At 64.1% G+C, this 11,504-nt stretch carries 7 protein-coding genes; 2 read left to right on the forward strand and 5 right to left on the reverse strand.

Annotated features, from left to right (window positions below):
* Positions 1-35: 35 nt before the first annotated feature.
* Positions 36-1,616: a signal recognition particle protein gene (ffh, locus tag AYX22_RS12845; protein WP_207593797.1), complete on the reverse strand. Its 1,581-nt coding sequence runs from the start codon at positions 1,614-1,616 to the stop codon at positions 36-38.
* Between the two features lie 167 nt (positions 1,617-1,783).
* On the opposite strand from ffh, the gene AYX22_RS12850 reads away from it, so the two are divergent.
* Positions 1,784-3,184 carry a glucose-6-phosphate dehydrogenase gene (locus tag AYX22_RS12850; RefSeq protein WP_207593798.1) on the forward strand — a complete coding sequence of 467 codons (1,401 nt, stop codon included), beginning with the start codon at positions 1,784-1,786 and terminating at the stop codon, positions 3,182-3,184.
* A 102-nt stretch (positions 3,185-3,286) separates the two neighbouring features.
* On the opposite strand, the gene AYX22_RS12855 is transcribed toward AYX22_RS12850, so the two are convergent.
* Together AYX22_RS12855 and AYX22_RS12860 are read right to left on the reverse strand one after the other, a co-directional pair.
* Positions 3,287-3,625: a P-II family nitrogen regulator gene (locus AYX22_RS12855; RefSeq protein ID WP_089595433.1), complete on the reverse strand. Its 339-nt coding sequence runs from the start codon at positions 3,623-3,625 to the stop codon at positions 3,287-3,289.
* Positions 3,622-4,950 carry an ammonium transporter gene (locus tag AYX22_RS12860; protein WP_207593799.1) on the reverse strand — a complete coding sequence of 443 codons (1,329 nt, stop codon included), beginning with the start codon at positions 4,948-4,950 and terminating at the stop codon, positions 3,622-3,624. The genes AYX22_RS12855 and AYX22_RS12860 overlap by 4 nt, the downstream gene beginning before the upstream one ends.
* 260 nt (positions 4,951-5,210) lie before the next feature.
* Here AYX22_RS12860 and AYX22_RS12865 point away from each other — a divergent pair, with 260 nt between their 5' ends.
* Positions 5,211-6,455, forward strand: coding sequence for an MFS transporter (locus AYX22_RS12865; RefSeq protein WP_207593800.1), 1,245 nt, complete (start codon positions 5,211-5,213; stop codon positions 6,453-6,455).
* A gap of 57 nt (positions 6,456-6,512) precedes the next feature.
* Here the strand turns inward: AYX22_RS12865 and ftsY are convergent, their stop codons facing one another.
* Positions 6,513-7,718, reverse strand: a complete 1,206-nt coding sequence (ftsY, locus tag AYX22_RS12870) for a signal recognition particle-docking protein FtsY (RefSeq protein WP_207593801.1) — start codon at positions 7,716-7,718, stop codon at positions 6,513-6,515.
* A gap of 20 nt (positions 7,719-7,738) precedes the next feature.
* Positions 7,739-11,317: a chromosome segregation protein SMC gene (gene smc / locus AYX22_RS12875; protein ID WP_207593802.1), complete on the reverse strand. Its 3,579-nt coding sequence runs from the start codon at positions 11,315-11,317 to the stop codon at positions 7,739-7,741.
* Between the last annotated feature and the right edge of the window lie 187 nt (positions 11,318-11,504).

The following is an 11,504-nucleotide window of genomic DNA, read 5'->3' on the forward strand; positions in this document are numbered from 1 at the left end:
CCCAACTGCGACGCGGTGGGGATGTCAGCCGCGGCCTATTTGCCGAGGAACTTATCGAAGCCCTTGGGAAGGTTGAGCGATGAGGGATCGAACTCTGCCGCGCCTTGGCCGAAAGCGGCACCCGACGGTGCTGCCGAGGCTGCGTTCGCCCGCTTGGCTTCGGCATCGCGCAGTTCCTGTGCTGCTTTGGCAGGGTTGCCTGAACGCGCCTTCTTCTTGGGCGCATTCTTGCCGCCCTTGCGGCTTCCGCCGGGGCCACCAAGGCCAGGCATCCCGGGCATCCCCGGCATGCCGCCGCCCTGCGCAAGTTTCTTCATCATCTTCTGGGCCTGGGCGAAGCGCTCCAGCAGGCCATTGACCTCGGACACGTGGACGCCTGAACCCTTGGCGATACGGGCGCGGCGTGAGCCGTTGATGATCTTGGGAGCGACGCGTTCGTGCGGCGTCATGGACCGGACGATTGCTTCGACGCGGTCGATCTCCTTTTCATCGAAGTTCTCCAGCTGCTGACGGATGTTTTGCGCACCCGGCATCATCATGAGCATCTTCTTCATGGAGCCCATGTTGCGGATCTGCTGCATCTGGGCGAGGAAGTCGTCCAGGGTGAAGTCTTCCTGGTCGGCGAACTTCTTCGCCATCCGGGCGGCTTCGTCCTTGTCCCAGGCCTTCTCAGCCTGTTCGATCAGGGTAAGGACGTCACCCATGTCAAGGATGCGGGAAGCCATGCGGTCCGGGTGGAAAAGCTCGAAGTCGTCCAGGCCTTCACCGGTGGAGGCGAACATCACCGGCTTGCCGGTCACGGACGCTACCGACAGCGCGGCACCACCGCGGGCGTCGCCGTCGAGCTTGGACAGCACGATGCCCGTGAAGTTGACACCTTCATCAAACGCCATCGCCGTGTTGACGGCGTCCTGGCCGATCATGGAATCGATCACGAAGAGGACTTCGTTGGGGATGATGGCCTGACGTATCCGGCGGGCCTGGTCCATCATCTCGGCGTCGACACCAAGACGGCCGGCGGTATCGACGATGACGACGTCGTGGAGCTTCTGGCGCGCTTCCTCGACGCCTGCCTTCGCGACCGCTACGGGGTCGCCGGCAGGGTGCTCGAGCTCGGAGGTGGCACCAGGGTGCGGAGCGAACACCGGGACGCCGGCGCGCTGACCCACCACTTGGAGCTGTGTCACGGCGTTGGGGCGCTGAAGATCGCAAGCAACCAGCATGGGGCTGTGGCCCTGGGCCTTCAGCCACTTGGACAACTTGCCGGCAAGGGTGGTCTTACCTGCACCCTGGAGACCGGCGAGCATGATGATGGTGGGGCCAGTCTTGGCCAGGCGGATCCGGCGTGTCTCGCCACCGAGGATCTCCACGAGTTCCTCGTTGACGATCTTGACGATCTGCTGGCTCGGGTTCAACGCACCCGAAACCTCGGCACCCAAGGCACGTTCGCGCACGCGGCCGGTGAACTCACGGACCACTGATACTGCAACATCCGCGTCCAGCAGGGCGCGGCGGATCTCCCGGACTGTGGCATCAACATCAGCCTCGGTGAGGCGGCCCTTGCCACGAAGGTTCTTGAAGGTTGCTGTCAACCGGTCAGAGAGTGAATTGAACACGCGCCGTGCACTTCTTTCGATGGTCTGCGAATGGCGGCCAATGCGGCACACCAGAGTCTTGACGATTGCCCCCAGCAAACATGTCTCAACCCAACAAATCTGAATCGACTAGGGGACTCGACTATCTAGGGTACCAAGTCGCACCTGCAAGATGGCATGCTGGCACAGTGACCAGTAAAACAACTGTAAAAACGTTGCTCATCCTCGGCGCGTCCGGGGACCTGACAGGAAGGCTCCTGCTGCCCGGGCTCGCCGGACTGCTGGCTTCCGGCAGGGCTCCCGGATTACGGCTGGCAGGTGCAGGCTCGGACCCCTGGTCTCCGGAACAATGGCGGGAGCGGGTTGCGGGTGCGTTCAACGCGGCCTCGGGCACGGCTGATGATGCCGGCCGTGCGGCACTGGCAAAAGTCGCTGACACCACCGAGTACCACCAGCTTGATGTCACAGCGGACGGTCCCCTGGCGGACCTCCTGGCCACCTTGCAGGGACCCGTCGCCATCTATTTCGCTTTGCCTCCCCACGTCAGTCAGAAGGCCTGCGAGGTACTTCACAGCGATCAGGTGCCTGCCGGGACCCGTTTGGTGATGGAGAAGCCTTTCGGCTCAGGCACCGAATCCGCCCACGAACTGAACAAGACGCTCGCGGCCCTGGTCCCCGAAGACCACATCCACCGCGTGGACCACTTCCTGGGCAAAGCCACGGTGTTGAACATCCTGGGCCTTCGATTCGCCAACCGGTTCCTGGAGCCCGTGTGGAACCGCGAACACATCGAAAAAGTGGAAATCGTCTTTGACGAGGATTTGGCCCTTGAGGGACGCGCACGCTACTACGACACTGCCGGTGCCCTCCGGGATATGATCCAGAGCCACCTCCTGCACATCATGGCTTTCCTGGCGATCGACGCGCCGGCAACCATCGAGGAGCGGGACCTGCGCGACGCCGTGGCAACCGTTCTGCGTGCCAGCAGCATCAAGGCTCCGTTCAAGGAGTCCACACGGCGGGCACGGTACACCGCGGGAACCCTCGGGGAACGGACGGTGCCGGATTACGCAGCGGAGGACGGTGTTGATCCGGCCCGCAATACCGAAACCCTGGCCGAGGTCCGGGTGGAGATCGACAACTGGCGCTGGAAGGGGGTGCCGTTCATCCTGCGCTCCGGCAAGGCCATGGGACGCCGGCGCAAGGAAGCCGTCATTACCTTCCGCCCGGTCCCCCACCTTCCCAAAGGATTCTCCGGCGTGGACTCCCCCAACCAGTTGCGCATCGGCTTCGGTCCGGACGTGCTCCAGCTTGACGTCGATGTGAACGGCCCCGGCGACATCTTCACCCTGGACCGCGCCAGTCTGGTGACCCAGCTCAGCGCGGCCGGAATGCTGCCCTATGGAGAGGTGCTCGAAGGCATCATCAGCGGCGATCCCCTCCTGTCCGTCCGCGGCGATACGGCCGAGGACTGCTGGCGGATCATCGAGCCGGTGCTTCGCGCCTGGGAGAGCGGCGACGTCCCCTTGGAAGAGTACGACGCCGGCAGCGCGGGGCCGGCGGACTGGCCCACCGGCGTCGTGGACTAAAGACAGGCAGCGGCCTAAGATAGCAGGCCTCATGTCCTCCCACACGCGAAAGCGGGCCGGGTACCTTGACTGGTACCCGGCCCGCCTTTTTGGGTGAAGGACTTAGATTGCGGCCGAGCCGCGCTCCCCGGTCCTGACCCGGACTGCTTCGTAGACATCCACGGTCCACACCTTGCCGTCACCGGCGCGTCCGGTGTTGGAGCTGGCGATGAGGACATCCAGGATGTCGTCGGCCTGCTCATCCGTGGCGAGGACCTCAATGCGGATCTTCGGCAGCAAATCCACGTTGTACTCAGCTCCGCGATACACCTCGGTGTAGCCGCGCTGGCGGCCGTAGCCGCTGGCCGCGCTGACCGTCAGGCCCTGGACCCCGTAGGATTCGAGGCCTTCCCGGACTGCTTCGAGCTTTTCGGGGCGGACGATCGCTGTAATGAGCTTCATGCCTGGACACTCTCCTTGCCTTCTGCGGGGGTCTTGGCTGCGGCGGTTTCCGACTTTCCAGTCATGGCGTTGTGCAGCGGCTGGAAGCTGCCGCCGTGGCCGTTGACTCCGAATTCGTAGGCCGTCTCAGCGTGGAGGCTGAGGTCCACGCCAACGTTCTCCTGTTCCGTGGAAACCCTGAAGCCCATGGTCTTGTGGATGGCGAAGGCGATGATGGCCGTCATGATGGCCGAGAACGCGATGGCGATGCCGGCCGCTGCGAGCTGGGCCCACATCTGGGTCATGCCGCCGCCGTAGAAGAGGCCGCCACCTACGCCGTCGGCGGGAAGGGCGATGAAGCCCAGCGCCACGGTGCCGATGATGCCGGAGACGAGGTGGACGCCCACAACATCCAGCGAGTCATCGAAGCCCCAGCGGAACTTGAGGCCGACGGCCAGGGCGGAAGCCACACCGGCAACGACACCAAGCCCAAGGGCCCCGACCGGGCTGACGTTGGCACATGCCGGGGTGATGGCTACGAGGCCGGCAACCACGCCGGATGCTGCGCCCAGCGACGTCGGGTGACCGTCGCGGATACGTTCGGTGATGAGCCAGCCGATCATGGCCGCTGCGGGAGCTGCCAGAGTGTTGATCCAGATCAGGCCACCCTGCTCTGCTGTTGTTGCTGCACCGCCGTTGAAGCCGAACCAGCCGAACCAGAGGATTGCTGCACCGAGCATGACGAACGGGATGTTGTGCGGGCGGTGGTTCGGGTCCTTGCCGAAGCCGCGGCGGTTGCCGATGATGAGGACCAGGACGAGCGCCGCCACACCGGCGTTGATGTGCACCACGGTGCCGCCGGCGAAGTCGATGGCCGGGCCGAGGGCCTTGCCGATTGCGCCTTCGGGACCGAACAGGCCGCCACCCCAGACCATGTAGGCCAGCGGGCAGTAGACCAGGGTCACCCATACCGGAACGAAGATGCTCCAGGCGCCGAACTTGGCGCGGTCAGCGATCGCGCCGCTGATCAGTGCAACAGTGATGATGGCGAAGGTGGCTGCGTAGCCAACCTTGATGAGCCCATCAGGGGTATTGATGCCTTCGAGGCCGAAGGTGGCAAACGGGTTGCCCACGATCTCCATGAAGCCCTCGCCGGAGCTCATTGAGGCGCCCCACAGCACCCAGACGACGCCCACGATGCCGATGGAGATAAAGCTCATCATCATCATGTTCAAGGCTGCCTTGGCGCGTGTCATGCCGCCGTAGAAAAATGCCAGACCAGGTGTCATGAACAGCACAAGCGCCGCCGCCACCATGACCCATACGTGACCTGCGGTAAGTTCCATGGTGCACGTTCCTCTCTTGCTAGATCTGCGGTTCAACCGCTGTCCTGACGCCGTTTGCGTCCTGCTTAAGAGTTTTGTGCCGCCGTGTTTCACCTGCTCGGGTTTTATATTGCGCGCTGGTTACAACAACCTCCCCAACGTAAATGGTGCATATCTCCGGTGTTACGGATATGTTTCAGGCGTCGGACTTCTCTGGAAATCCCCGGTTTTTGACCATCCGGCCCACCACGGCCCCACATCACCTGAAGGACCCGCCCCGTATGACGCAGCCGCCCAGATCCGTCAAAGCTCCAAGGATCCGGCAGGAGAAAGCCCCGTTGCCCCGCGACATTAAGGTGATGTTGGCTGCAGCGTTCCTGATCGCCTTGGGGTTCGGGCTGGTGGCGCCCGTCTTGCCGCAATTCGCCGCCACCTTCGACGTTGGCGCCACGGCTGCCGCTGTGATCGTCAGCATCTTTGCCTTCATGCGCCTGGTGTTTGCTCCGGCAGGCGGTGCCCTGATCGGACGCTTTGGAGAACGGAACGTCTACGTCTCAGGCCTGCTGATCGTGGCAGTGTCCACGGCGGCGTGCGCGTTTGCCCAGGATTACTGGCAACTGCTGATCTTCCGTGGCCTCGGAGGAGCCGGCTCCGTCATGTTTACCGTGGCCGCGATGGGACTGCTCATCCGCCTCGCACCCCCTGAACGACGAGGGCGGGTCTCCGGCGCGTATGCCTCAGCCTTCCTGATCGGCAGCGTCCTGGGGCCGGTAGTAGGAGGTCTGCTGGCAGGTTTCGGCCTCCGGGTACCTTTCCTGGCGTACGCAGGAGCGCTCCTGGTGGCGGCGCTGGTGGTCCGGACCATGCTGAGCGGTGAGGGCAACGCCGCAGAAGATGCTGAGCCGGCACCGGCCATGACCCTGAAGGAAGCTCTGTCCGATTCCGCTTACCGTGCCGCGGTGTTCTCGAGTTTCGGTAATGGCTGGGTGACGTTCGGTGTCCGCATGGCTACTATTCCACTGTTCGCGGTGGCTGTCCTGCAGTCCAAACCTGAGACGGCAGCCTGGGCCTTGGCCATCTTTGCGGTGGGCAACGCCTTGGCGTTGACCTTCTCCGGGCGTTTGGCCGATGCCTGGGGACGGAAGCCCCTGCTGATCCCCGGACTGCTCATCACGGGCGCGGCCACCGGGGTTATCGGTCTCACCACGGACCTGACCGGATTCCTTGTCGCTTCTGCGGTGGCTGGGTTCGGATCCGGATTGTTGGGCCCGGCCCAACAAGCCGCCGTCGCTGATGTCATTGGCAGGGGACGCTCCGGAGGCAAGGTGCTCGCGGTCTTCCAAATGGCTGCGGACACGGGTGCCATCATCGGACCGGTTGTGGCGGGCCTCCTGGCCGACCAGCTGGGCTATGGCTGGGCGTTTGGCATCACAGGTGGCGTTCTGCTCCTCACGGCAGCAGGTTGGTTACTGGCCCGGGAACCCCTTAAACCCAAAAAACTGACGGGCAGCCATGGTGCGCCCTGAGTCCTCAGGGCGCACCAAGCTGCCAGCCAGTTGTATGCGGAGGGGTTTGGACCCGCGCTAGTTGAGCAGTGCGTCCACGAAGCTCTCGGCGTCGAACGGTGCGAGGTCGTCGGGGCCTTCGCCCAAGCCAATGAGCTTGACCGGCACGCCCAGCGACTTCTGGATGGCCACAACGATTCCGCCCTTTGCGGTTCCGTCCAGTTTGGTCAGCACGATGCCGGTGATATTGACCACCTCGGCGAAAACGCGGGCCTGGTTGAGGCCGTTCTGCCCGGTAGTGGCGTCCAGCACCAGCAGGACCTCGTCCACTTCAGCCAGCTTCTCGATGACGCGCTTGACCTTGCCGAGTTCGTCCATAAGGCCGGTCTTGTTCTGCAGTCGTCCAGCGGTATCCACCATGACAACATCGACCTCCTGGTCGATGCCGGCTTTTACGGCCTCGTAAGCCACCGAGGCGGGGTCGGCGCCGTCGATGTCGGACCTGACGGTAGGGACACCTACACGCTGTCCCCAGGTGGCCAACTGCTCGGCAGCAGCTGCGCGGAAAGTATCAGCGGCGCCCAGCAGGACGTCCTTGTCTTCGGCAACCAGGACGCGTGCCAGCTTGCCCACCGTGGTGGTCTTGCCCACGCCGTTCACACCAACAACAAGCACGACGGCGGGACGGTCACCCTTGCGCTCGACGTTCAACGAGCGGTCCATGGAGGGATCCACCAGCTTGATGAGTTCCTCGCGGAGCATCGCCTTGACGTCCTCGGGGCTGCGGGTGCCCAAGACCTTCACGCGCTCACGCAGTGCATCAACCAGCTGCATGGTGGGTTCGGTGCCGAGGTCGGCCAGGAGGAGGGTTTCCTCCACCTCGTCCCACACGTCTTCGTCGATCTTGTCGCCGGACAGCAGAGCCAGGAGGCCCTTGCCCAGGATGCTGTTGGACTTGACCAAGCGGGCGCGCAGGCGGGTCAGGCGGCCTTCAACCGGCGCAGGAGTGTCGATGGCAATGGTTTCGAGCCCGGCGGCATCATCGGGCACATCCGCGCCCTCGACGGTTCCGTCAAAGGTGGGAGCCGGGGCCTTCACCGCGTCCGGGCGCTCTTCCACCAAGGTTCCGCCGCCCGCTGCCGGCGACTGCAGGGGGTCGTTCGCATCCCGGGTTCCGGGGTATTTCGCTCCGGACTTCCGGGCCTTCAGGAGTACCGGCACGAGTCCGCCGACCACCACGAGGGCAGCGAGAATGGACAGAATTATGGGTAGGAAATCGTTCACTCCCCTACCTTCTCATAAAGCTACGCCCCGGCACCGAGCCTCTGGCTGATGACGGTGGAGACGCCATCGCCCCTCATCGTCACCCCATAGAGGGCGTCTGCCACTTCCATAGTCCGCTTCTGGTGGGTGATCACAATCAACTGGCTGGACTCGCGCAGTTCCTCAAAAATGGTGATGAGCCGGCCCAGGTTCGTGTCGTCCAGTGCCGCTTCCACTTCGTCCATGACATAAAACGGCGACGGGCGGGCTTTGAATATTGCCACCAACAGTGCCACTGCCGTGAGGGACCGTTCACCACCGGAGAGCAGGGACAGCCGCTTGATCTTCTTCCCCGCGGGCCGTGCCTCCACTTCGATTCCCGTGTTCAGCATGTCGTCGGGATCCGTGAGTACCAGCTTTCCCTCACCGCCGGGGAAAAGCCTGGCAAAGACGTGGTCGAACTGGGCGGAGGTGTCGGCGAAGGCCTCAGTGAAGACCTGCTGGACCCGGGCGTCCACTTCTTTGATGATGTCCAACAGGTCTTTGCGGCTGGATTTGAGGTCTTCGAGCTGCGAGCTGAGGAACTGATGCCGTTCTTCCAGTGCGGCAAACTCCTCCAGAGCCAGGGGGTTCACTTTGCCCAAGGCAGCCAGCTCCCGCTCAGCCTTTCTGAGTCTTTTCTCCTGCTCAGCCCTGACGAACGGAATGCCGTCCACTATTGCCTGGCCATGCTCATCAACGGGTGTCCGGAGCTCTGCCCACTTGTCGGCAGTGGCTCCGGCGGGCACCGGAACAGGCAGCCCGGGTCCATAGTCTGCCACGAGTTGTTCGCCGGACAGGCCGAGTTCCTCTATGGAACGTGTCTCCAAGGCCTCGATACGCAGGCGCTGCTGGGTCCGCGCCATCTCGTCCCGATGCACGGAGTCCGTCAGTTCGGCCAACTCCTTCGCCAAGGCCTCATTGCCGGTCCGGACCAGCGTCAGCTCCGTCTCCAGCCGTTCCCGGGTCTGCTCTGCGAGGTCGCGCTCCCAGCCGGCAGCCTCCACCGAGACATCGATGAACCGCAGGGCCTGTTCCACCGCTGAAGCTACTGCTGCCGCACGCTGCGCCTGGGCTCGGCGGCGCTGGGCCCTACGGGCCGCCTCTTCACGGGCGCGCCGTTCCGTTGCGGCTGCCCGCTCAAGCGACGCGGCCCGGTTGCTGATCGCCCCCAGTTGCTCTTCTGCCGTCCTGAGGGCCAGGCGGGCTTCTGTTTCGAAGGAACGGGCCATCCTGGCTTGCGCGGCCAGTTCGTCGCGCTGATCCGTGGATGGTTCCTCGTCCGGGGCCTCCTGGGCGGCGGCGAGGCGTTCCGCGGCGACTTCAAGATCCAGTTGGGCTTCAGCGATGTTGGCTTCGGCCTTGGCCATGGAGGCGGCCAGCCTGTCGCTTTCGCCCACGGCACTGCGAAGAACGGAATTCAGGTGGCCCAGGCGCTCCGCCACTGCAGCCAGTCGGGCATCGGACTCGTGCAGGCGTTCCAGCGCGGCGTCCGCACGGTCCTGCGCTTCAGCGCGGCGGGACTGGGCGCCGGCAAGGGCAAAACGGCCCCGCTCCAAGCGGGCAGTGACGTCCTGGAGGCGGGCACCGGCGTCGTCCACTGCTGCCTGGACTTCCAACAGCGACGGCGCTGTGGCCGAACCGCCGGTGACGGTCAGGGAGGTGAAGACGTCACCTTCCCTCGTCACCGCCTTCAGGTCCGGTTGTTCGGAAATGAAGGCCGCCGCGGCGTCAAGATCGTCGACGACGGCGGTCCCCGCCAGAAGGGCCAACACGCCTTCCGCTGCGGGATCGGAAATTTTCACGACGTCGGACGCCCAGCGGCCGCCGTGCGGAAGCGGCACGTCGGCTGGAGTATCTCCGTCAGCGGCGGAACCACCGGCGAGAACCAGGGCTGCCCGCCCGGCGTCGGCGTCTTTCAGGGATCTGAGGGCTGCTGCTGCACTTGCAGCATCTGCAACGACCAAGGCGTCCGAGGCGCTCCCCAATGCTGCGGCGACGGCTGCCTCGAAACCGGGCTCAATGGCCACCAACGCAGCCAGCGGTCCAAGAACGCCCTCGGCCGTCAGGAGGCTGCCGGAGCCATCCTTCCGGTTGAGTCCCAGTTGCAGGGCATCCCTGCGCGCTGTCAGGGCATCCCTCTCGCGGACAGCTTCCCGTTCCGCGGCTTTCAGTTCCTCAATTTCGGCAAGGACAGCATCCAGGACATCGTTCGCATTTTCGTAATCGGCATCCAAGCTCTCCTCGCCGTCCTCAACGCCGGCCACCTGGGATTCAAGCGCCGTGAACTCGCTCTGGGCCTTGCGGCGACGTTCATCGCCGGATGCGAGGGATTCCCTGAGCCGGCCACGTTCAGCTTCGGCGGCTTCGGCCCTGGACCTGGCGGCCGCCACTTGGCCTGCAAGCCTGGCGAGCCCTTCCCTGCGGTCGGCAGCGGCGCGCAACATGGCCGTGAGCCGCTTGTCTTCGGCGGCCGCCAGCGATTCAGCAGCGTCCTTGGCCACCGTGGCTTCAAGAAGTGCGGCTTGCTTCGCCAGGATGTCATGCTGCAGGGCGGACTCTTCCTCGCGCACCCGGGCGGCCTGGCGTTCCAGCTGCTCCGGGTCCCGGCCTGTATCCGCCGCGGCCTCGGAAGAACCCAGAAGCCGGCGACGCTCAGAAGCAAGGGATCCAAGAGAACGAAACCTCTCCCGGCCGGCAGAGAGCTGGTACCAATGATCACGCGCGGCGTTGAGCTTCGGGGTTGATTCGGCTGCCTGCTGTTCCAAGGCAGCCTGGCGCCGACGTCCCGTCCCCAGTTCCGCCTCCACCACCTGGCGTCGTTCCTTCAACGCCGCTTCGTCGGCAACATCCTGTTCAAGACTTGTAGTGAGCTGCACCAGGTCATCGGCCAGGAGGCGGGCCCTGGCATCCCTGACATCGAACTGGACCGTCTGGGCACGGCGGGCGATTTCCGCCTGCTTGCCCAAAGGAGTCAATTGACGCCGGATTTCCGCGGTAAGGTCGCCGAGCCGTGCCAGGTTGGCCTGCATGGCTTCGAGTTTGCGGACGGTCTTTTCCTTGCGGCGGCGATGCTTGAGGATTCCTGCTGCCTCTTCAATGAAACCCCGCCGGTCTTCCGGTGTGGCGTGCAGGACCCTGTCCAGTTGGCCCTGGCCCACAATGACGTGCATTTCGCGACCCAGGCCGGAATCTGAGAGGAGTTCCTGGATGTCCAGAAGCCTGCAGGGTGCGCCGTTGATGGCGTATTCGGAGCCGCCGGTCCGGAAGAGTGTCCGGGAGATGGTGACTTCGCTGTAGTCGATGGGGAGCGCGTTGTCCGCGTTGTCGATGGTGAGGGAGACATGCGCACGGCCCAGAGGCGGCCGGCCGGACGTGCCGGCGAAGATGACATCCTCCATCTTGCCGCCGCGCAGGGTTTTTGCACCCTGCTCCCCCATCACCCATGCCAAGGCATCAACCACGTTGGATTTACCCGACCCGTTGGGACCGACGACAGCAGTGACGCCGGGCTCAAAGTCGAACGTCGTAGCCGACGCGAACGACTTGAATCCTCGGACAGTCAAACTTTTCAGGTGCAAGGCGCTTCGGTTCTCCTGGGTGGCCGTTGTATCCCCTAAATCTACTGCCGTTTGAGCGAAATCCATGGATCTGTTGCCGGAACGCCTTGTGATCGGCCGGACACACCCCTACACTCCTGCCAAGGGCTACTTGGCCTGTTCGTTCCGGTGATCCGGCTGCAGCATGAACTTTGGTTCTGCCACTGCC

Origin of the sequence: Arthrobacter sp. D5-1, assembly GCF_017357425.1 — a bacterium.
Classification (GTDB): Bacteria; Actinomycetota; Actinomycetes; order Actinomycetales; family Micrococcaceae; genus Arthrobacter.